This window comes from Allobosea sp. 10N428 (assembly GCF_056394545.1).
In genome coordinates, this window is record NZ_JBFTIC010000003.1 from 622,765 (window position 1) to 643,262 (window position 20,498).

Genomic DNA, 20,498 nt, shown 5'->3' on the forward strand with positions numbered 1-20,498 from the left:
CCGTCGCAATCACAATCAACCAGAGAGAGGGAATGTCAGCATGATCAACCGCAGAACCTTGACGGCAGCCGCCTTCGCCCTCGGCGTCAGCGCGCTCGCCATGGCCGCCCCGGCCTCGGCGCAGACGAAGTGGAATCTCCCCAACGCCTATCCGACCGACAATCCGCATACGGAAAACCTCGCCCTCTTCGCCAAGGACGTCGAGGCTGCGACATCAGGCAAGCTCCAGATCACGGTCCATGCCAACGCGGTTCTGTTCAAGGCGCCCGAAATCAAGCGCGCCGTGGCCAGCGGCCAGGCCCAGATGGGCGAGGTCCTGATGTCGCTCCATGAGAACGAGGACCCGATCTACGGCATCGACGTGGTGCCCTTCCTGGCGACCAGCTTCGCCGATGCGAAAAAGCTCTATCTCGCCTCGAAGCCGGCCGTCGAGAAGAAGCTCGACGCGCAGGGCATCAAGCTGCTCTTCATGGTTCCCTGGGCGCCGCAGGGCGTCTACGCCAAGAAGGACATCAACACGGTGGAGGACATGAAGGGGCTGAAATGGCGCTCCTACAATGTCGGCACCGCCCGCCTCGGCGAATTGCTCGGCATGCAGTCCGTCACCATCCAGGCGGCGGAACTGCCGCAGGCGCTCGCCACGGGCGTCGTCAACTCCTTCATGTCGTCGGGCGGCACCGGCTACGATTCCAAGGTCTGGGAGTCGCTCGACCGTTTCTATGACGTCCAGGCCTGGATCCCGAAGGATGCGACCTTCGTCAACAAGGCGGCGTTCAACGCCCTCGACAAGCCGACGCAGGACGCCATCCTCAAGGCCGCCGCCGCCGCCGAGGAGCGCGGCTGGAAGATGTGGCAGGAGAAGGCCGGCTGGTACATCGACCAGCTCAAGGCCAAGGGCATGAAGGTACAGGCACCGTCGCCGGAATTGGCGGCCGGCTTCAAGAAGGCGGGCGAGACGCTGACCGCCGACTGGTTGAAGAAGGCCGGCAGCGACGGCCAGGCGATCGTCGACTCCTATAAGAAGATGTGAGGCGGGCGCTTCGCCCCCGCGCCAAATCGCGATCACGGTCATCCCGGGCGACCGGAGGAAACCCGGGATCCATGCCGGAGTGATTCAGGCATGGATCCCGGATCGGCGCCGCTCACGCGGCTTGTCCGGGACGACGCAGCGTTTCTATTCAGGACGATCGAGCGCCATGACCTCTTCGCCCCCCGACGACCTCGGCCCGATCGTCTCCTCCGGCCACCTCGCATCGGGAGCATTACCGGCGCTCTCGGAATTCGAGTTCGCCATGAACATGACGGTGCATGCCTTCCAGCGCTGGATGATCCGTTGCATGGCGGCGGCCGGTATCGCTGACCTGTCGCCGCTCGACGTGCTCGTGCTGCACAACGTCAACCACCGCGGCAAACCGAAGCGGCTCGCCGATGTCTGCCTCGTGCTCAATATCGAGGACACCCATCTGGTGAACTATTCGATGAAGAAGCTCGAACGGCTGAAGCTGCTCAAGGGCGGTCGCAAGGGCAAGGAGAAGACCGTCGAGGTTACTCCGGCCGGCGAGGAGGCCTGCCGGCGCTACGCTCAGATCCGCGAGCAGCTCCTGGTCAAATCCGTCCGTGCGACCGGCACGGATCCCGCCCGACTCTCGGAGATCGCCGCCGCGATGCGTTCCCTGTCGGGCCAGTACGACCAGGCTGCGCGGGCGGCGGCGAGCTTGTAGTCAATCCGCCCCGCCAGGTTCCGGCAAGCCGGCATAGCGTGCGGCATATTCGGCTTCGAGCTTCGCATGCCTTGACCAGAACCCGCGGCGCGCGCTGCCGCTGAGCAGATCCTCCAACAGGCCCAGATGCATGTGCCAGCCGCCGGAAACGCTGGTCATCTCCGCCTTGCTGGGGAGCTTGCGGTGCGTCACCACCAGCAGGACCTTGTCGCCCTTGGGAGTCAGCGCGAACTCGACCTCGGACTCCGGCTCGCCGCCGCCACCCCAGGTGAAGGCGATGATCCGCGGTGCCTCGCAGCGCGTGATCGTGCCGGTCGCGCGCACGCCGTTCTCATGCACGCCGCGGTAGGCCTCCGGCGGTGCCTCATCGGTGATTTCGGAGTGCCTGAACAGCAGTTCGGCCTGCCCGCCGGCCCGCAGCTTGAACACCCCTGTCGCCAGCCATTTCCCGCGCTTCTCAGATTCCGCGATATAGGACCAAACCCGCTCGATCGGTCCCGGCAGCAAGCGCTCGAAGCGCACCGCCCCGCTTTCCAGCACGACACCATATTCGCTCATCGCGTTTCTCCCTCGCCCGCCTCGGGCTTTGCGAGTTCCTGCTCCAGCAGATCGAGATGGCGCCCCCAGAAGCGCCGCACCCGGCGCAGCCAGGCGTCGAAGGCATCGAGCCCGGCCGGGTCGAGCCGATAGATCCTCTGCTGGCCACGGACCTCGACCGTCACCAGCCCCGCCTCGCGCAACACCTTGAGATGCTGCGAGATCGCCGGGGGGCTCGCACTGAAGTGCGCCCCGATATCCCCAGCGGGAAGCGCTCGCTCCGCCAGCATCTCGACGATGCTGCGACGGGTCGGGTCGGCAAGGGCGGCGAAGCGGTCCATGCCGGAATGATTCCGCTCTCGCTTAATTAAGTCAATACTTAAGTTATGAAGCAGCACCCGCGATGCTGCGGCGCAGGATTGCCAGAGCTCCCGGACTCGGCCAGTTGTGGCCCGCTTCAGAGAACCAACGCCCCGCCATGACCGCCCGCAACGCCTCCCTCACCGGCATCGCCATGATGCTCCTTGGCATCCTGCTGTTTTCGCTCAACGACGTGATGGGCAAATGGCTGGTCGCCACCTACACGGTGGGGCAAGTCTTGGTGATGCGCAGCCTGGCCGCGCTCGTCGTCATCATCCCCTTCGTCTTCAAGCAGGGCGTGCACCGGACCTTGAAGCCGGAGCGTCCCCGCCTGCAGGCGCTGCGCGTCCTCTTCGGCTCCGGCGAGGTCGCGCTGTTCTATCTCGCCGTCAGCTATCTGCCGCTCGCCGACACCATGACGATCTGGCTTGCCGCACCGGTCTGGGTCGTCATCCTCGCGGCTTTGCTGCTGGGGGAGCGCGTCGATGGCTGGCGCTGGCTTGCCGTGGCGCTGGGCTTCGTCGGCGTCGCTGTCGCGCTCAATCCGAGTGGCGCGAGCCTGTCCATGCCGGCGCTGATCGCCGTGGTCGGCAGCTTCTTCTTTGCTGCGATGATGATTGCCGGCCGGCAGTTGCGCGGCACGCCGGACGTGACGCTGGTGACCTGGCAGACGCTCGGCGCGCTGCTGATGGGCCTCGCGCTGCTGCCCTTCGGCTGGGTTACGCCGAGCCTGAAGGACGCGGCCCTGCTCGGCCTTCTCGGCATCGTCGCCATGACCGCGCATATCTGCGTCACCCGCTCGCTCAAGCTGGCGGAAGCCTCCGTCGTCGTCCCCTATCAGTACACGCTGATCGTCTGGGCGCTGGTTTTCGGCTGGTTCATCTTCCACGACTGGCCGACACCGGCCATGCTGTGCGGCGCGGCTCTGATCGTGGCCGCGGGTCTCGCCCTGCTCATCCTCGAGCGCCGGGCGGCCCCCGCGCCGTCACCGATTGAAGCGACGGGAGCCGGGGCTCCCTGACGCCCGCCGACCAGGGACGGCCGGCAGACAACGGCTTGCTCGGGAACCTCGTTTCGACCTGTCCAGCGCCCACTCAATAAAGGCGCGTGCGGTAGCCTTCTTCGAGATTGCGATCGGCCTCGTCGCCATCGACCGCCTTGGTCTGGTCGGCGATGATGCGGCCGAGCGTCGGGAAGCTGTGACGTGGCACCTGCGAGGCCGGGTCCCACAGCTTCGAGCGGATCAGCGCCTTGCCGCAGTGAAAATAGGCCTCCTCGACCTCGACGATCAGGCCGGTGACCGGCGCACGCTCAAGCATGGCCGACGGCGCCAGCAGTTCGGCATCGCTCGTAGCCCGCCCCTTGCCGTTCACGCGCAACGTCTCGGGAATGCCCGGCACCATGAAGACCAGGCCGACGCCGGGCGCGGACATGACATTGCCGAGGGAATCGACCCGGTTGTTGCCGCGCCGATCCGGAATCAGCAGCGTCTTGTCGTCGAGCACGCGCACGAAGCCGGGCCCGTCTCCGCGCGGGCTCGCATCGGCATTGCCCTGCGCATCGCAACTCGCCAGCACGAGAAACGGCGAGAGGGCGATGAAATCGCGGCAGAACCGGTCGAGCCTGCTCAGGACCTTGCCGGTCGCCAGCGGATGGACCGGGCCGATATGATTGCGCAGCACATCGGCATCCGCGATGCGCGCGGCCGGATCGTCGAAGCAGTTCGTCATGGCGTCTCCCCTATCACGCACAATCTGTCCGAAGCCGGAGAAGCGCACCAGCATGGCATCCGACGAGATGCCCCGACTGTCTCGCATGACGCGGAGACTGTTACCGCAAAGACCCCAGGGCGCTCCGCAAGAACAACGAGAAGCATCTTTTCTTGACCCTCGCCCGCGGCATCGCCATCGTGCCGTCTAGCTTTGCCCTCCTGAAGAGGCCTGATTCCATGCGCCGCGCCCTGCTGCGAACCGCCCTCGTCTCTCTCGCGTGCCTGACGGCCTTTGCCGCCGGCGCGACCGGCCGCCGCTACGTTGATCCCGCGGACCGGGCGGAGGCGCGCATCATCCCCTATTCCGGCAACGTCCCCGCCTGCGAGGATCCTGCCGTGCTCGACGAACTGACGAGCTGGTTCAACTCCCGCGAAGCGAAGTTCTGGGGCCCGCTTCGCGCGGTGAACTATGACCGCATCGCGCAGATCGGCTTTCGCCCCTGGGGCGACGACTTCATTCCGCGCCGCTTCTGCACCGGCCGCATCTTGCTCAACGACGGGAACTTCCACCGCGTCGATTATTCCGTCCGCGAGCGTCTCGGCCTCTTCGGGATGACCTGGAACGTCAACTGGTGCGTCAGCGGCCTCGACCGCAACCGGGCCTATGCGCCCGACTGCCAGATGGCGCGCCCCTGACGCGCAGGGCGCGCCATGATGAAGCGCCTCGCGCTCGCAGCCCTGTCGCTGTTTTGCTTCGGCGCCACCGCCTCCGCGCAGGGCTTCGGCTCGCGCGGCGGCACGCCGGGCGAGTTTGATTTCTACGTCCTGGCCCTGTCCTGGTCGCCCGGCTTCTGCGAACTCGATGGTGATCGCACCCGCAACCGTGAGCAGTGCGGCGAGGCCAACGGCCTTCGCTTCGTCGTCCACGGCCTCTGGCCGCAGAACGAGCGTGGCTACCCCAGCGATTGCGGGCCCGCCGGCCGTTCGCCCTCGCGGCTCGCGCTGAGCGAGGCGGATGGCTTGTTTCCGAGCGAAAGTCTTGCCCGCTACGAATGGCGCAAGCACGGCACCTGCAGCGGATCGAGCCCGGGCGATTATTTTCGCGATGTCCGCCGCGCGCGTGACAAGGTGACGATCCCGCCGGCTCTCGCCAAGGCCGATCGCGACCAGAGCTGGACGGCGATCGATCTCGAACGCGCTTTCGTCGCGGCCAATCCCGGCCTGCGCACCGACATGATGTCCGTCGCATGCAAGCGGGGCGTGCTGCAGGAAGTCCGAATCTGCTTGAGCAAGGATCTCCGCGAATTTCGCAGTTGCCAGCAGGTCGATCGTTCCGGTTGCCGCGCCCGCGAATTCACCGTCGTCGCACCGCGCTGAAAGCGGCTGTCGCGATGGCCTTTGCCGCTTTCAGGCGCGGGCCGCATGATCTACGAACGCAGCCATGAACTACCGCCACGGCTTCCATGCCGGAAACTTCGCCGATGTGCTCAAGCATGTCGTTCTCACGCGCGTCCTGCTGCATCTCGCCGCCAAGCCAACGCCCTATCGCATCATCGACACCCATGCCGGCAGCGGGCGCTACGACCTCAGCTCCGAGGAAGCGCTGCGGACGCATGAGTGGAAGGATGGCGTGGCGCGACTCGACCAGTCGCCGCTCGCCCCCGCGGCCGAGGAATTGCTTGCCCCCTACCGTGCCGCGATTGCCAGCATTCGCGCGCTCTACGGAGCCAGCGCCTATCCGGGCTCGCCCTGGTTCTGCCGCAACCTCATGCGGCCCGAGGACCGGCTTATCGCAGCCGAGCTACATCCGCCGACCTATCAGAAGCTTGTCGAGGCGATCGGGCGCGACAGGCGTTGCAAGGCGCTGGCGATCGACGGCTGGACGGCACTCAGGGCCAATGTGCCGCCCAAGGAACGCCGCGGCCTCGTGCTGATCGACCCGCCTTTCGAACAGAAGGACGAGTTTGCGACCCTCGCCGCCCAGTTCATCGCGGCCCACCGCAAATGGCCGACCGGCATCTACGCGCTCTGGTATCCGATCAAGGATCTCCGGGCTGTGGAGCGCATGGTGGAAGAGATCGTCGAGAGCGGAATCACCCGGATCCTGCGCCTGGAGATCGCGGTCGATCGGCCCGAAGCGGCAGGCGGCCTCGGCGCGACAGGTCTGTTGATCGTCAACCCGCCATGGCTGCTCGCCAAGGAAGCGGACATCCTGCTGCCGGCTCTGACCGAGCGGCTCGCGCAGGGGCCGCGACCGCGCTATCTCTGCGAGGCGATCCACCCCGACGGCTGATCGCCCGCTCTTCCCGAAGGAATTCGCCGATGCTCGTCCTGCGCTCCTCTCCCGCCTCTCCCTTCGGCCGCAAGGTCAAGATGGCGGCGCTCGAACTCGGGCTGATGGACCGCATCGAAATCGTCGCAGCCGACACGACCGATCCGTCGGAGCCGCTGCGTCAGCAGAACCCGCTCGGCAAGATCCCGACGCTGATTCTGGAGGACGGCACGACGCTGTTCGATTCGCGGGTCATCCTCGACTATCTCGACCATATCTCCGGCGGCAGGCTCATCCCGGCCGGCCAGGAGCGTTTCCTGCAGCTCCGTCTGCAAGCGCTTGCCGACGGTATCGCCGACGCAGCCCTGCTCCAGGTCTATGAAGGCCGCTTCCGCCCAGAGGATGAGCGCAACTCGAACTGGCTGTCCCATCAGGAAGGCAAGGTTGCGCGCGGCCTCGCCGCGCTGGAGGTAGCGCCCCCCGCCTTCCCGGATCGCCCGCGCATCGGCGAGATCGCCTTGGCCTGCGCACTCGGTTATCTGGATCTGCGCTTCGCGGCAAAATGGCGTGCCGCTCATCCGGCGCTCGCCGCCTGGCTCGACGATTTCGCGGCCCGCGTCCCAGCCTTCGAGACCACGCGCTTCAAAGGCTGAACAGTTCGACCGACATCGGCCATCCCGATGCCTTGATCAATCCGGTCCGCCGGCAGTCAAAAGCTGCCGGCGTTTCCATGGCAGAAGCTGGGCGGAGTATCCGCCGGACCGCGACAACAAAAAACCCGGTGGCCGAGGCCACCGGGTTCGTTCTGTCTCCCAGAGGAGAAGATCAGAACTTGTAGCTGAGGCGAGCGCGGACGACCGAGAAATCGGTGCCGACCTTGCCGGTGCCAGCCAGCGTGGTGATGTTCTTGTCGCCGAGGTCGACGTAGAGGTACTCGACGCCAGCGATCAGGTTGTTGGTGAAGGCGTACTCGAGACCACCACCGAGGGCCCAGCCGCCGGTGTGGGTGCGGTCGGACGAGAAGCCGATGCCCGGGATCGAGGTCTTCACGTTGCCATAGGCCCAGCCGCCGGTGATGTAGGGCATGAACCGGTCGAAGGCGACGCCGAGGCGAGCACGGACGGTGCCGAAGTACTCGGTCTTGACGCTGGCGCCGAAGAAGTTGCCACCGGTGCTGAGGTCAGCGCCCTGGATGTCAGCTTCCGCGCCGACCACGAACTGGCCGATCTGGTAGTTGTAGCCGACCTGACCACCGCCGACGAAGCCGTCGAGGTTGCCGATGTTGTTGAAGCCGTTGCTGTTCACGTTGCCCCAGCCGTAGCCGGCGTTGGCACCGATGTAGAAGCCGGTCCAGGTGAAGACGGGAACGTAAACCGGAGCAGCGACCGGGCCCTTGCGGGACGGCAGGTCGGCAGCCGAGGCAGCGCCAGCGGCGACAATGCCGAGCGCGGCGACGCTCGCAAGCAGATACTTCTTCATGATAAACTCCTTAGTCGTCGCAAGCGCCGGACAGGCCGGCAGGTGATTTCGATGAACCCTTTATAAGACAGGGCCACGGCTTTGTCTGTTGCATCGGAAGCACATCTGTCGTGCAGACCGCGGCAGAAATGCGGCACGAATGCGATGACTGCACGCAAATAGGTAAATACAGGTTAACCACGCTCATAGGAATAGGCATGCTAGATCGAATACTAATAACACGCTAGCCCCGCTCGCTGACGGGAACGGGTCCGGGCGACGAACGCAGGCCGCAGTTTAAGGTTCCACAATTTCAACGAGATCTGCCCAGGGCTTCAGGCACTAAACTTGCCGCACCGGACTGGACATGCTTAAGCCGTGGAATCTCAAGAAGTGACGGAACCGTGCCTCCTCTCTCGATTTTCCTCATCGCACTGAATGAAGTGGACCGCATCGGGCGCACCATCGAAGCCGCCCGCGCGCTCAGCGACGACATCGTACTGGTCGACTCCGGTTCGACCGATGGGACTCAGGCCCTGGCGGAATCGCTCGGCGCCCGCGTGATCTTCAATCCCTGGCCGGGCTACGGCCAGCAGAAGCGCTTCGCGGAAGAACAGTGCCGTCACGATTGGCTCCTCAACGTCGATGCCGACGAAGTGCTGCCACCGGATCTCGTGGCCGAGATTTCCGCGCTTTTTGCCAGCGGGCCGCCGCCAGCCGACGCCTACAAGATCCGCATCGCCGAGATCTTCCCTGGCGAGAAGGCGCCGCATCGCTTCGCCTATGCGCTCGCCCCCGTGCGGCTCTATCGCAAGAGCTGGGGTCGCTATTCGCTTTCACCTGTGCACGACCGCGTCGATCTGCTGCCCGGCACCAAGGTCGGGCGGCTGAAGGGGACGATCCACCACTTCTCCGTCCGGTCGCTGGGCGAGCAGATGGAGAAACTCAATGCCTACAGCGATGCCCAGGCGGATGATCTCGACGCCCGCGGCGAGACGCTCTCGGCATTCAGGCTCCTGGCTGAATTTCCCGCCAATTTCGTCAAGGCCTATATCGGCCGCCGCCATGCGCTGCGCGGCGTCTACGGCTTCATGACCGCGATGAATTATGCGTTCTATCGCTATCTGCGCGCTGCCAAGCACTGGGAGCGCCGGCTGCAGCGGCGCTCTTCCGTCAAGGGCATGGTGACGCCCGGCGACCGGCCCTCCTCGGATGACTGAAGTCGCGCTGGTCACGGGCGGTGCGAGGCGTATCGGCCGCGCGATCGTCACGCGACTGGCGCAAGCCGGCTACGCAGTCGCGATCCACCACGGTGACAGTCGCGATGAGGCCGAAGCCCTGGCCGCCGAACTCCGCGGCGCGGGTGCCGCCTGCTGCACCCTCGCAGCCGATCTCGCCGATACGCAGGCCGTGTCGGCCCTGATTCCGGCAGCAGCGGAGGCGCTGGGGCCGGTCACGCTGCTGGTCAACAGCGCCGCGAGCTTCGTCGACGACGATGTCCGCTCGCTCGACGTTGCAGCCTGGGATCGCCAGTTTGCGGTCAACTTGCGCGCGCCCTCGCTATTGATTGGGGCCTTGGCGACACATTTGCCGGAGCAAGCGGGCGGAGCGGTCGTCAATATCGTCGACCAGCGTGTCTGGAAGCTGACGCCGCAGTATTACTCGTACACGCTGACCAAGGCCGCCCTGCTCACCGCGACGCGAACCCTGGCGCAGGCGCTCGCACCGCGGATTCGCGTCAATGCGGTCGGCCCCGGCCCGACCTTTCCCAACGCCTATGACGGCCCCGAGCTGATGGAGCAGGAGGCGGCAGCGACCTTGCTCGGCCACAAGGTCTCCCCGGGCGAGATCGCCGAGGCCGTTCTCTATCTGGCGCGGGCGCGCTCGGTAACCGGCCAGATGATCGCGGTCGATGCCGGCCAGCATCTCGGCTGGCGCACGCCCGATATCGTCGGCTGATTCTCAGGCTTCGCTGTCGGGCCGATAGGGAGCACGTCCGCTCGCCAGTGCCGAATCGAGCAGTTCGAGCCGATCCTGCCCCCAGAACACCTCGCCATCGAGCACATAGCTCGGTGCCCCGAAGACACCGGCCTCGACGGCCTGGCCCAGCGCGGCCTCGTAGCGTTGCCTGATCGGCGGGCTGTCGGCCGCGGCGAGCAGAGCCGGCCCGTCGAGCCCTGCTCGGTTCGCGCAAGCCAGAAGCGCTTCAGGGCGGCCCATGTCTTCGTCACGTGCCCAGACGCCCGCCATCACGTCGCTGATGAAGGCAAAAGGATCGCCGCCACCAGCCGGAATCACGATCGCGACCCGGTCGGCCAAGGACGGATCGAAGGGAAAATGCTTGGGCTGAAGCACGAGCGGCAGGCCGCGCCGCTCACGCCAGCGCTGAAGATCGACCAACCTGTAGCGTTGCCGCACGGGATGCCGTTTCGGCAGGGGTAGCCCGCCCGTCTCGTCGAACACCGAGCGCAGCGGCATCGGCCGGTAGTCGATGGCGCAGTCGTGCCGGCGCGCAATGTCGTGGAAGGTCGCGTTGCCCAGATAGGTCCAGGGCGAGTGCAGCGAGAAGTAATAGGTGATCGAGCGGGACAAGGCGGCCTCCGAAACTTCTTCCGGGCGCAGCATCCCCGCCCCGCGTGTCGCTCGCAAGGTTGCGCCCCTGCAGAAAACGCAGCCCGGCTCCGCGGGAAGCCGGGCTGCCGTATTCGCGGACCGCTGTCAGGCTGCCCTGTTCTTCAGCGCGCCGATGATCGCGGTCAGGACGGCGCCGCCCGCGCCGCCCGCGATCAGGTTCGTCAGGACCCCGCCAACGCTGAGATTGCCACCCTGTGCAGCCGCGCTGATCGCGGGCAGCACGAGGGGGACGAGCTGACCCAGCACGCCGCCGCCGACCAGCCCGGAAATCGTATTGCCCAATGTCCCGAGATCGAAGCTCGGACTGGTCTTGCCGGCGGCATTCCCCCCGATCGCACCGGCGATCAGGTTCATCAGAATCTGTTCCATCTCGGCCCCCGCATGTGAATGCATCGCCCGAAGAACGTCTGTGAGCCGGGGAAGCGATGCATTCCGACCAGCCTGCAGCGACGATGACTCCGCTTGCGGGCCGCGACAAGCGCTATGACCGTTCCGTCGGCAGTTTCCCGTTCAGTCGAGCACGATCGCCGAAATCAGGCGGCCGTAATCGGGTTCGCCGCGATGGGTGGTGCGCCGATAGCTGAAGAAGTGCTTCTCGTCGCCATAGGTGCACAGGCCCATATCGACGAATCGGCCGATTCCCGCCTCCTGCGCCTTGAGCGTGATGAAAGCCGGGAGGTCGAACAGCGCATGGGCCGGCCGCTCGGACGGCGTGAAGAAGCGCGCATAGGTCCGGTTCTCGGCCTTGAAGCGCTCGATGAATTCCGGCCCCACCTCATAGGCCCTTGCGCTGATGGTCGGCCCAAGCACGGCCGTGACACGCTCTCGCCGTGCGCCGAGCTTCTCCATTGCGGTCACTGTCGCGCCGACGATGCCGCTGAACGCCCCCTTCCAGCCGGCATGGGCGGCGCCCACCACCCGCGCCTCGCTGTCCGCGAAGAGGATCGGCCCGCAATCGGCCGTGCTGACGCCGAGCGCGACATGCGATGCGGTCGTCACCATCGCATCGGCCTTCGGCCGCTCCCCCGGCCAGGGCCCGGTGACGACCTCCACATCGGCGGAATGCACCTGGTAGAGGCTGACGAGATGTGCCGGCTCGACCGCGAGGTGCTGCGCCATCCGCATCCGGTTCTCCGCGATCGCGGATGGATCGTCCGAAGAGCCCAGCCCGCCGTTCAAGGAAGCGTAGATCCCAGTCGAGACGCCGCCTTCGCGGGTGAAGAAGGCGTGGCGGATGCCGGGCTCTCCGGCGAGTTCGCGGGCGGTGATGAACATGGTTCGAGTCCGGTTTGAGCGAAGGCGCTGGAGGCTCGCTGAAGTCAGCCCTGATCTGGCAGTCGATGAAGGTCAAATCCGGGCAAGGGCGGCAGGTTCCGCTGCGATAGCGCGAGAACCTTGAACAAATCGCCCATGCCGGTCTCGCCGGGTTCGATCAACCGGTCGAAGGCGGCGGAGATCGCCCCGCGCTGGGCGGCATCGGCCTTGAGCGACAGTGCCTGCGCCCGCTGCGGAAGTCCCAACGCCAACAGGAAATCGCGCTGGCTCGCGGGGCCGTGCAGCGCCGCCCCCGCCTTGAGCGCGACCTGCCCCATCCGCTCGAAATCGACATGGACGGTGAGGTCGGCCTCCCCCGGCTCAGCCAGCGGATCGACGAATCCATGCCGTTTCGTCGCCTGCAGCGTATCGCCGAAGCCGGAGCGCGCCGAGCCATAATCGACGAAGAGCGCCGCGCCGCCCTCCGCCGCGACATGTCCGGCGACCTGTGCGACGATGTCGAGCGCGAGCGTCGGCTGCTCGAAAACCGTTCCGGCTGGAGCGGAGACGTTCAAAGCACCCTCCATCTCCGCAGCCAGACCGAAAGCCAGATTGCCTGTAGTATCCAGCCCCACGAGCCGCTCGCGCCAGCCTTCGGGCGTCATCACGAACTGGTCGAGCGGCAGCGCGTCGAGAAATTCGTTGGCGACGATGATCGCGGGGCCGGACAGCGCCTGGGCGACCGTGTCATGCCAGACCGGTTCGCTTCCCATCAGCGTCGCCGCCTGACGCTGGCGCAGGGCCGGGCTGGTTTCGACGAGATGGACCGAGGCCGCCTCGTGGAAGCCGGGCACGATCCGCGTCGCGCGTAGCATGTCGGCCATCAACGTGCCGCGCCCCGGGCCGAGCTCGACGAGGCGCAGCCGCGCGGGCGCGCCCATCGCCTGCCAGAGATGGGCGGCCCATAGCCCGATCAACTCGCCGAACATCTGGCTGATCTCGGGCGCCGTGGTGAAATCCCCCTCCTGTCCGAAGGGGTCGCGCGTCATGTAGTAGCCATGACGGGGATGGCCGAGCGCCAGCGCCATATAGCGGCCGATGCCGATCGGCCCCTCCTGCCGGATCAGATCGACGATCTCGGCCTTCAGAGTGATCACGCACGTACCTCGCCCGGCGCCGTGTTCCGGCTACGCAGCACGAGCCAGAGCCCGGCGAAGAACACCGGCAGCGACAGCAGCATGCCCATGGTGATGCCGCCGGAGAGTGCATTGACCGAGGTGCCGAACAGGAAGCCGAGCTGTGCGTCGGGCTCGCGGAAGAACTCGCAGACGATACGGGCGAGCGCATAGCCCATGCCGAAGATGCCGGCGACGAGTCCCGGCCGCCTGAAGCCGCCGAAGCGGACGACGAGGTTCACCAGGATGAAGAGCAGCAGGCCTTCGCCAAGCGCCTCATAGAGCTGGCTCGGATGGCGCGGCACCGGCCCGCCATTGGGGAATATCATCGCATAGGGAAAGTCCGGCGCCGGCCGCCCCCAGAGCTCGCCATTGATGAAATTGGCGATGCGGCCGAGGAAAAGCCCTATCGGCACAACCGCAGCGGCCAGATCGAACACCGACAGCGCCGGGTAGCCGCGCCGCTTCGCGAACAGCCACAGGCCCAGTGTCGCGCCGATCAAACCGCCATGGAAGGACATGCCGCCCTGCCAGATCGCGAGGATATCCTGGGGGCGCTCAAGATAGCGCGGCAGATCGTAGAACAGCACGAAGCCGACCCGCCCGCCGAGGACCACGCCGAAGGCAACGAAGAGCAGCATATCGTCGAGCTCGACCGGCTGCGGCCGCGCCCGCCCGCCCCAGAGCCCGTCGGAAGCGACAAGGCGGCGCGCATACCACCAGCCGCCGAGGAGGCCGACGACATAGGCCAGCCCATACCATTTGATCGCGAGCGGCCCGATCTGAACCGCGACGGGATCGATCATCGGGAAAGGGATGGCGAAGACGGGCATGACCAATTTCCGGCGGCGGGGGCACGGTGATGGCCGCGCGCCCGCTCAATGGTCAAGGAAAAAGGCTTGCCCGTGGCACGCTGCCTCAGAGCTTGACGATCATCTTGCCGAAGTTCCTGCCCTCGAGCAGGCCGATGAAGGCCTCGGGTGCGTTCTCCAGCCCCTCGACGATGTCTTCCTTGTACTTGACCGCGCCTTCCGCGATCCAGCGCGCCATCTCCTCGCGGAAAACCGGGGCCTGCGCGATGAATTCGCGCTGAATGAAGCCCCGGATGGTCAGGCTCTTGGATAGGACCTGGCGCATCAGCACCGGCAGCCGGTCCGGCCCCGGAAAATCGCCAGTCGCATTGTACTGAGCAACGAGGCCGCAGACGGGGATGCGGGCGAAGGTGTTGAGCAGCGGGAAGACAGCATCCCAGACATGACCGCCGACATTCTCGAAATAGACGTCGATTCCGTCAGGACAGGCAGCCGCGAGCTTCCCGGCCATGTCGGGATCGCGATGGTCGATGACCGCGTCGAAGCCGAATGTCTCGCGCACGAAGGCGCATTTTTCGGGACCGCCAGCGATGCCGACCGCCCGCGCTCCTTTGATCCGCGCGATCTGCCCCACTGCCGAGCCCACGGGCCCGCTCGCCGCCGCGACGACGACGGTCTCGCCCGGCTTGGGCTGGCCGATGGTGAGCAGCCCGGCATAGGCGGTGAAGCCGGGCATGCCGAGCACGCCGAGCGCCGTCGTCACCGGCGCGCTCTTCGGATCGAGCTTGCGCAACTGCGAACCGTTCGCGACCGCATGGGACTGCCAGCCGGAATAGGACAGCACGATGTCGCCGGGCCTGAAGGCAGGGTCGCGGCTTTCGAGCACTTCGGCGACGGTACCGCCCTCCATCACCTGCCCGATCTCGGTCGGAGCGGCATAGGATTTTGCCGCGCTCATCCGCCCGCGCATATACGGGTCGAGCGAGAGATATTGGACCTTGAGCAGCACCTGCCCTTCGGCGATCGCCGGGATGGCCGCGTGCTCCGCCCGGAAATTCTGCGGGCTGGGGCGCCCTTCCGGGCGGGAGGCGAGAACGATCCGAACACTGTCAGACTGGGACATGAGCTTCGATCCTTGATGAATGCACGGCATGGGCCGGGCCTTCCCATATTGGGCCGGCCTTGCGTCGGCGACAGCCCCGGATCTGCATTCCGAGGCGACGGCAAGCGCATCTGCGGCATGGCGAGATCAGGCCCGAACCGCCTTCAGCCTCGATCGCGACGCTCCCTCAGCCGATCGAAAGCCGATGGCCGCGACCGCCCGCGCCACGCCGCGATGACGACATCGGCATTGGCCTGCATGTCCTGCGTCCCGTCCACATCGAGATCGTAGAGGCAGTAGGAGTGGATGCGGAAATAGTCGCGCCGCGCATCGCCGACCGGCCGGTCAGCCCGCGCCAACTCGCGGCGCTCCAGCTCGGCAAGCTCACAATGGACGCCGACGAAGAAGACGTCCTGCCCGGCGAGCGTATCGGCGAGCCTGAGCAGCCAGTCCTCGCTCTCCATGATGTGCTCGACGATGAGATCGTTGCCAGCTTCGACATAAGCCAGCAGCGAGCGCTCGAAGCCGAGGAAGAAGGCCTCCCGCATCCTCCGCCAGTCGAACTCGCCGCTCTTGATCCGCGCCGTCGGCAATACGCCGGAATCACGGAGGTGGTCGATCGAAATATGCCAGAACGGGGCGTCGATCCGGCCCTGCAGCGCCCGCGCCAGCGAGGATTTGCCGCTGCTCGACGCGCCGTTGAACAGGATGATGCGGCCGGATTTGACGGGCATCATGTCTCGGTCGCCGGCATCGCATCGCTTTCGAGTGTCGCCAGCAGCTCTTTGAGGAGTTCCGCCAGAGCCGTTCGTTTGGGAGGGCTGAGGCTTTCGAGAAACTGTGCCTCGCTCGCCATATCGGCGCGAAGCGCCTCCTCGGCTCGCTGGAAGCCTTGTTCAGTCAGGACGACGAGGACGCTTCGCCCATCCTCCGACGATTTCTCGCGGCGCACCAGCCCGGCCTTTTCAAGCCGCCCCAGCCGGTGCGTCAGCCCGCCGGAGGTAATCATCAGGGAACGATAGAGCGCCGTCGGCGTGAGCCGATAAGGCGGCCCGCTGCGGCGCAGGGTACTGATAACGTCGAACTCGCCGCGATCGAGCCCAAAGCCCGCGAAGGTCTCCTCGATGCTGGGACGAACGAGATTGGACAGGCGATACGCCCGCCCCAGGATCGCCGTGGGCGTCGTGTCGAGATCCGGCAATTCGCGGGCCCACTGAGCCCTGACACGCTCGACATGGTCCATCTTCGTCATCGCTCGCCCCCGCACGCGCTTCGTCCCCTCATCTGCCTTGGCCCGGCTCCCGCGCCAAGAGATATCTTGACGAGAAGATATATTCAGTCCAACTATCTTTGTGCAAAGATAACTGAAGGAGTGTGATGCCGATGATGATCGACAGCAACGCCCTGCGCAGCGGCACAAGCCGCACTGCCCGGTTCGAAGGCGGCAGCTACGGTTCGCAGGTGTCGTTTTTCCTGATCGACAACGAGCCCGGGCAGGGACCGGGCCTGCATGTTCATCCCTATTCGGAGACTTGGGTGATCCGGTCCGGCGAAGCAGAGTTCACCCTCGGGACGGAAAAATTGCGAGCTGGCGCTGGCACGATCGTGGTCGGGCCGGCCGGCGTCCCGCACAAATTCGTCAACATCGGAACGGGGCGGCTCGAACTGGTCTGCATCCACGCCAACGAGGCGATCGTTCAGGAGTGGATCGACGATGATGCCGCTGGTTGAACGAGCCCTGGCACAGGTCGCGGCGAGACGAGATGCGGCGGGCAGCTGGCCGCCTTCGTCAAGGCCGGCGCCGCTTCGACAGCGGCAATGGCCGCCACTCGACGGACAGATGACGCGAGCGAGCTTCTGAGAGCGTCATATCGTGATGTCCGCCGCCGGGATATCCTCCCAGCCAAGCGTGTCAGAGTGGCTTGGCCGCAGCTCGGCGCGGGCGCTTCACCGCCGCAGCGCTGCGCGGCGCCTTCGCCTTGGCCGCAGCTTCCTCGGCGTCTCTTGCAAGTCGAAGGGCTCTCAACTTCTCGGTCTTCAGGCGCGTCTGGCTGGATTGGTCCTCAAGCGCCTGCCACGCAACAAGCGTATCTCGCTTGCGTTGCTCGGTCGTCTCGAAAGCCGCCTGCGCCCGGGCCTTGATCTCGTCCAGCTTCATGTTCCGACTAGACATGGGAAACTCCTTCTCGGCAGGCGACAGCTGATCGATGCTGATCAGATGGAAGGCGGACGCGGCGCTCCGCTACGTGCCTTGCCGACGGGCAGCTTGCGCTTCGGCGCCGGCAGCAGGCCCTCGCGCTGCGCTTGCTTGCGCGCGGCTTTCTTGGCGCGGCGAACGGCCTCGCCTTTTTCTCGGGCGCGGCGCTCGGACGGCTTCTCATAGGCGCGGCGCTGCTTCATTTCGCGAAACACGCCTTCGCGCTGCAGCTTCTTCTTCAGGACACGAAGCGCCTGCTCGACATTGTTGTCCCGAACGAGAACTTGCATGACTACCCTTTCCAAAAAACACAAAGGGTCGGGCTAGCTGATCCCGACCCCTTACTCACCGTTGCCGAGAAACGTATCGTCGTGGCCTGGTATACCCGTGACCCTTCAAATCGCCGTCGCTCGCGCCTCTAGCGGCTACTCGGCGCGCAGATTATCGGCCGAGCTCTTGCCGGACCGCTTGTCCTGGACCAGCTCATACGAAATCTTCTGACCTTCACGTAGATCGCGCAGACCCGCGCGCTCTACCGCGCTGATATGGACGAACACGTCCTGTCCACCATCGTCAGGCTGAATGAAACCAAAACCCTTGGTCGCATTGAACCACTTAACTGAACCCGAAGCCATCGGCGCCTCCCGCAAGCGCGCTTATTCAAGCCGCATGGGTCACATGCAGCGGCGAATTCGATAAAAGGAAGAAATCATCAGCGTGTCGCGCTCACAAGGCGCGAATGGCCAAGTCATCAGGCCTAAATCGAGATTAACGAATAGAACGCGATCAACATGATGTCAAACCGAGATCAGATCGACGGGCGAATGAAAACGCCCCCTGCCCGCGGCGCGACGAAAGACAACGTTGAGAAACCATCGCCGATTTCGCTCGACGTTAAGCGGAGCGCGGGCCGCCACTGTGGGAGCACAGCCATCCCCGTGCCGCTCCTGACATGACGAAGCCGCTGCGACATCCTACATGAACATCATGAATCGCGAACGTCAGGACGATCTGCCCCAAGACGAGTTCGATGACGAGGAGGACGCACTCCCCGTCGAGCCGACACCCGATCTTGCGGAGGCTGCGCCCGGCGCGCTCAAGGCCGGCATCGAGATCATCCAGCAATTCGCCAGGCATCTTCCGAACAAGCCCGGCGTCTACCGGATGTTCGACCGTGCCGGCGAGGTGCTCTATGTCGGCAAGGCCAAGAGCCTGAAGAACCGCGTGACCTCCTATGCCCGCGGCATGGCGCACACCAACGCCGTGGCGCGCATGATCGCCGAGACGGCGAATATGGAGTTCGTCACCACCGGCACAGAGACCGAGGCGCTGCTGCTCGAGTCGAACCTGATCAAGCAGCTCAGGCCGCGCTACAATGTGCTGCTGCGCGACGACAAATCGTTCCCCTACATCCTGCTGACGGGGGACCATGACGCGCCCGCGATCCTGAAGCACCGCGGCTCGCGCCAGCGCAAGGGCGATTATTTCGGCCCCTTCGCCTCGGTCTGGGCGGTGACGCGCACCATCGACGCGCTGCAGAAGGCCTTCCTGATCCGCACCTGCTCGGATTCCTTCTACGACAACCGCACGCGCCCCTGCCTACTCTTCCAGATCAAGCGCTGCGCCGGTCCCTGCACAGGCGAGATCTCGATCCCCGATTATCAGGCGCTGGTCGGCCAGGCCCGCGACTTCCTCTCCGGCCGCTCCTCCGCCGTGAAACAGCTGCTCTCGGCGCGGATGCAGGAGGCCGCCGAGGAACTCGAATTCGAGAAGGCCGCACGCTACCGCGACCGCCTTGCCGCGCTCTCGGCCGTGCAGGCCGGGCAGGACATCAACACGCAAGGCGTGGAAGAGGCCGATGTCTTCGCCATCGACGAACAGGCCGGGCATTTCTGCGTCGAGATCTTCTTCTTCCGCAACCACCAGAACTGGGGCAACCGCGCCCTGTTCCCGCGCGCCGACCGCTCGCTGACCCCGGCCGAGGTGCTGGCCTCGGTCGTCGCCCAGTTCTACGACGACAAGCCGCCGCCGCGCCTCGTGCTGCTCTCGCATCCGGTCGAGGAGATCGAGCTGATCGGCCAGGCGCTCTCGGCCCGCGCCGGCCGCAAGGTCGAGGTCGCCCATCCCAAGCGCGGCGAACGGGCCGACCTGATGGCCCATGCCGTCAAGAACGCCCGCGAGGCGCTTTCCCGCAAGCTCGCCGACAATGCCGGCCAGAGCGCGCTGCTCGCCGCGCTCGGCGCCGCCTTCGGCATGGCGACTCCGCCGCGCCGGGTCGAGGTCTACGACAACTCGCACATCATGGGCACGAACGCGGTCGGGGGCATGATCGTCGCCGGACCGGACGGCTTCATGAAGAGCCACTACCGCACCTTCAACATCTCGACCGACACCATCGCCGGCGACGATTTCGGCATGATGCGGGAGGTGCTGACACGCCGGTTCTCAAGGCTCGCGAAGGAGGAAGGCATTTCTCTGAGCCCTCATCCTGAGGAGGCCGCGGATGCGGCCGTGTCGAAGGATGCTCCAGAGAGTGATGGAACCTCCGCGACCATCCTTCGAGACGCGCCTGATGGCGCTCCTCAGGATGAGGGCTCGCCGAAGAAGCCCCGCAAGGCGCCGAAGCCGCGCAAGGACGAGGACGGCTTCCCATCGCGTCCCGATCTCGTCATCGTCGATGGCGGCAAGGGACAGTTCTCCGCAGCGCTCAAGATCATGAAGGAGCTCGGCGCCGCCGACATCCCGCTCGTTGCCATCGCCAAGGGGGAAGACCGCAATGCCATGCGCGAAACCTTCCACATGGCTGGTCGCGAGCCCTTCAAGCTGCAGCCGCGCGATCCCGCGCTCTATTTCATCCAGCGCCTGCGCGACGAGGCGCATCGCTTCGCCATCGGTACCCACCGCGCCAAGCGCAAGCGCGAGACCATGAAGAACCCGCTCGACGAGATTCCCGGCATCGGCCCCTCGCGCAAGCGCGCGCTGCTGCTGCATTTCGGCACGGTGAAGGCGATCCAGCGGGCCAAGCTCGACGACCTCATGCGCACACCCGGCGTCAATGCGGCCACGGCCAAGGCCGTGCATAATTTCTTTCACGATGCGTAGAGCATCACGCGAGAATGCGCTAACCGGTCTTTCGGAGACACAATGCCCGGGATTTCCGCAATCGAGCACGTTTTTCGCATTCGGACGGCCCCGGCCGAATGCGACATGGTCTATAACTTCCGCCACATTCACGCTGTTGCGTGTTGACGCTGCCGCAGCGGCC

The 20,498-nt window shown here is 65.6% G+C and carries 26 protein-coding genes; 11 read left to right on the forward strand and 15 right to left on the reverse strand.

From position 1 onward, the window contains the following. Nucleotides 1–40: 40 nt before the first annotated feature. Entirely contained in the window at nt 41–1,030 is a 990-nt protein-coding gene (locus AC1DDA_RS13260) for a TRAP transporter substrate-binding protein (RefSeq protein ID WP_441512028.1), read from the forward strand. Between the two features lie 166 nt (nt 1,031–1,196). Beyond that, the gene (locus AC1DDA_RS13265; RefSeq protein WP_441512027.1) at nt 1,197–1,721 is read left to right on the forward strand and encodes a winged helix DNA-binding protein; all 525 of its coding nucleotides are present in this window, start codon (nt 1,197–1,199) and stop codon (nt 1,719–1,721) included. Here the strand turns inward: AC1DDA_RS13265 and AC1DDA_RS13270 are convergent, their stop codons facing one another. After that, complete coding sequence (locus AC1DDA_RS13270) at nt 1,722–2,279, reverse strand: SRPBCC family protein (protein WP_476796079.1); 558 nt, start codon at nt 2,277–2,279, stop codon at nt 1,722–1,724. Beyond that, nucleotides 2,276–2,599, reverse strand: coding sequence for an ArsR/SmtB family transcription factor (locus AC1DDA_RS13275; protein ID WP_476778892.1), 324 nt, complete (start codon nt 2,597–2,599; stop codon nt 2,276–2,278). Before AC1DDA_RS13275 ends, AC1DDA_RS13270 begins: the two co-directional genes overlap by 4 nt. 137 nt (nt 2,600–2,736) lie before the next feature. Here AC1DDA_RS13275 and AC1DDA_RS13280 point away from each other — a divergent pair, with 137 nt between their 5' ends. Continuing rightward, a complete protein-coding gene (locus AC1DDA_RS13280) occupies nt 2,737–3,639 on the forward strand; it encodes a DMT family transporter (protein ID WP_476796080.1) in 903 nt (300 codons plus the stop codon). A gap of 73 nt (nt 3,640–3,712) precedes the next feature. Here AC1DDA_RS13280 and AC1DDA_RS13285 read toward each other — a convergent pair whose 3' ends face one another. Further along, nucleotides 3,713–4,348, reverse strand: coding sequence for a pyridoxamine 5'-phosphate oxidase family protein (locus AC1DDA_RS13285; protein ID WP_476796081.1), 636 nt, complete (start codon nt 4,346–4,348; stop codon nt 3,713–3,715). A 152-nt stretch (nt 4,349–4,500) separates the two neighbouring features. Between AC1DDA_RS13285 and AC1DDA_RS13290 the strand changes: the two genes are divergently transcribed. The 4 genes from AC1DDA_RS13290 to AC1DDA_RS13305 all read left to right on the forward strand — a co-directional run bounded on the left by AC1DDA_RS13290 (nt 4,501) and on the right by AC1DDA_RS13305 (nt 7,254). Beyond that, complete coding sequence (locus AC1DDA_RS13290) at nt 4,501–5,025, forward strand: hypothetical protein (protein ID WP_441512023.1); 525 nt, start codon at nt 4,501–4,503, stop codon at nt 5,023–5,025. Between the two features lie 18 nt (nt 5,026–5,043). Further along, nucleotides 5,044–5,706 (forward strand): ribonuclease T2 family protein, encoded by a 663-nt coding sequence (locus AC1DDA_RS13295; RefSeq protein WP_476796191.1) that lies wholly within the window; start codon nt 5,044–5,046, stop codon nt 5,704–5,706. A gap of 64 nt (nt 5,707–5,770) precedes the next feature. After that, a complete protein-coding gene (locus tag AC1DDA_RS13300; protein ID WP_476796082.1) occupies nt 5,771–6,622 on the forward strand; it encodes a 23S rRNA (adenine(2030)-N(6))-methyltransferase RlmJ in 852 nt (283 codons plus the stop codon). A gap of 29 nt (nt 6,623–6,651) precedes the next feature. Then, the gene (locus AC1DDA_RS13305; protein WP_476796083.1) at nt 6,652–7,254 is read left to right on the forward strand and encodes a glutathione S-transferase; all 603 of its coding nucleotides are present in this window, start codon (nt 6,652–6,654) and stop codon (nt 7,252–7,254) included. Nucleotides 7,255–7,426: 172 nt separating this feature from the next. On the opposite strand, the gene AC1DDA_RS13310 is transcribed toward AC1DDA_RS13305, so the two are convergent. Continuing rightward, on the reverse strand, nt 7,427–8,080 hold the full coding sequence (locus tag AC1DDA_RS13310; RefSeq protein WP_476778887.1) for an outer membrane protein: 654 nt from the start codon (nt 8,078–8,080) through the stop codon (nt 7,427–7,429). 383 nt (nt 8,081–8,463) lie between these two features. Here AC1DDA_RS13310 and AC1DDA_RS13315 point away from each other — a divergent pair, with 383 nt between their 5' ends. Together AC1DDA_RS13315 and AC1DDA_RS13320 are read left to right on the forward strand one after the other, a co-directional pair. Beyond that, on the forward strand, nt 8,464–9,279 hold the full coding sequence (locus AC1DDA_RS13315; protein ID WP_476796084.1) for a glycosyltransferase family 2 protein: 816 nt from the start codon (nt 8,464–8,466) through the stop codon (nt 9,277–9,279). Continuing rightward, entirely contained in the window at nt 9,272–10,018 is a 747-nt protein-coding gene (locus AC1DDA_RS13320; protein ID WP_476796085.1) for an SDR family oxidoreductase, read from the forward strand. The genes AC1DDA_RS13315 and AC1DDA_RS13320 overlap by 8 nt, the downstream gene beginning before the upstream one ends. A gap of 3 nt (nt 10,019–10,021) precedes the next feature. Here the strand turns inward: AC1DDA_RS13320 and AC1DDA_RS13325 are convergent, their stop codons facing one another. From AC1DDA_RS13325 to AC1DDA_RS13360, 8 genes are all read right to left on the reverse strand, one after another. Beyond that, entirely contained in the window at nt 10,022–10,651 is a 630-nt protein-coding gene (locus tag AC1DDA_RS13325; protein WP_476796086.1) for a DsbA family protein, read from the reverse strand. A gap of 126 nt (nt 10,652–10,777) precedes the next feature. Continuing rightward, the gene (locus AC1DDA_RS13330; protein WP_476796087.1) at nt 10,778–11,047 is read right to left on the reverse strand and encodes a hypothetical protein; all 270 of its coding nucleotides are present in this window, start codon (nt 11,045–11,047) and stop codon (nt 10,778–10,780) included. Nucleotides 11,048–11,203: 156 nt separating this feature from the next. Further along, entirely contained in the window at nt 11,204–11,968 is a 765-nt protein-coding gene (gene pgeF / locus AC1DDA_RS13335; protein ID WP_476796088.1) for a peptidoglycan editing factor PgeF, read from the reverse strand. Nucleotides 11,969–12,012: 44 nt separating this feature from the next. After that, nucleotides 12,013–13,104, reverse strand: coding sequence for a class I SAM-dependent methyltransferase (locus tag AC1DDA_RS13340; protein WP_476796089.1), 1,092 nt, complete (start codon nt 13,102–13,104; stop codon nt 12,013–12,015). After that, on the reverse strand, nt 13,101–13,955 hold the full coding sequence (lgt, locus tag AC1DDA_RS13345; RefSeq protein WP_476796090.1) for a prolipoprotein diacylglyceryl transferase: 855 nt from the start codon (nt 13,953–13,955) through the stop codon (nt 13,101–13,103). The genes AC1DDA_RS13340 and lgt overlap by 4 nt, the downstream gene beginning before the upstream one ends. 85 nt (nt 13,956–14,040) lie before the next feature. Then, nucleotides 14,041–15,057 (reverse strand): NADP-dependent oxidoreductase, encoded by a 1,017-nt coding sequence (locus AC1DDA_RS13350; RefSeq protein WP_476796091.1) that lies wholly within the window; start codon nt 15,055–15,057, stop codon nt 14,041–14,043. Nucleotides 15,058–15,200: 143 nt separating this feature from the next. After that, on the reverse strand, nt 15,201–15,773 hold the full coding sequence (locus tag AC1DDA_RS13355) for a chloramphenicol phosphotransferase CPT family protein (RefSeq protein ID WP_476796092.1): 573 nt from the start codon (nt 15,771–15,773) through the stop codon (nt 15,201–15,203). Continuing rightward, on the reverse strand, nt 15,770–16,288 hold the full coding sequence (locus AC1DDA_RS13360; RefSeq protein ID WP_441512010.1) for a MarR family winged helix-turn-helix transcriptional regulator: 519 nt from the start codon (nt 16,286–16,288) through the stop codon (nt 15,770–15,772). The genes AC1DDA_RS13355 and AC1DDA_RS13360 overlap by 4 nt, the downstream gene beginning before the upstream one ends. A 125-nt stretch (nt 16,289–16,413) precedes the next feature. Here AC1DDA_RS13360 and AC1DDA_RS13365 point away from each other — a divergent pair, with 125 nt between their 5' ends. Then, nucleotides 16,414–16,767, forward strand: a complete 354-nt coding sequence (locus AC1DDA_RS13365) for a cupin domain-containing protein (RefSeq protein WP_476796093.1) — start codon at nt 16,414–16,416, stop codon at nt 16,765–16,767. Nucleotides 16,768–16,948: 181 nt separating this feature from the next. On the opposite strand, the gene AC1DDA_RS13370 is transcribed toward AC1DDA_RS13365, so the two are convergent. The 3 genes from AC1DDA_RS13370 to AC1DDA_RS13380 form a co-directional block, all read right to left on the reverse strand. Then, nucleotides 16,949–17,209: a transcriptional regulator gene (locus tag AC1DDA_RS13370; RefSeq protein ID WP_441512008.1), complete on the reverse strand. Its 261-nt coding sequence runs from the start codon at nt 17,207–17,209 to the stop codon at nt 16,949–16,951. A 41-nt stretch (nt 17,210–17,250) separates the two neighbouring features. After that, nucleotides 17,251–17,523, reverse strand: a complete 273-nt coding sequence (gene rpsU / locus AC1DDA_RS13375; protein ID WP_441512007.1) for a 30S ribosomal protein S21 — start codon at nt 17,521–17,523, stop codon at nt 17,251–17,253. A 135-nt stretch (nt 17,524–17,658) separates the two neighbouring features. Beyond that, entirely contained in the window at nt 17,659–17,868 is a 210-nt protein-coding gene (locus AC1DDA_RS13380; RefSeq protein ID WP_441469865.1) for a cold-shock protein, read from the reverse strand. 352 nt (nt 17,869–18,220) lie between these two features. Between AC1DDA_RS13380 and uvrC the strand changes: the two genes are divergently transcribed. After that, nucleotides 18,221–20,335, forward strand: a complete 2,115-nt coding sequence (gene uvrC / locus AC1DDA_RS13385; RefSeq protein ID WP_476796192.1) for an excinuclease ABC subunit UvrC — start codon at nt 18,221–18,223, stop codon at nt 20,333–20,335. Nucleotides 20,336–20,498: the final 163 nt, after the last annotated feature.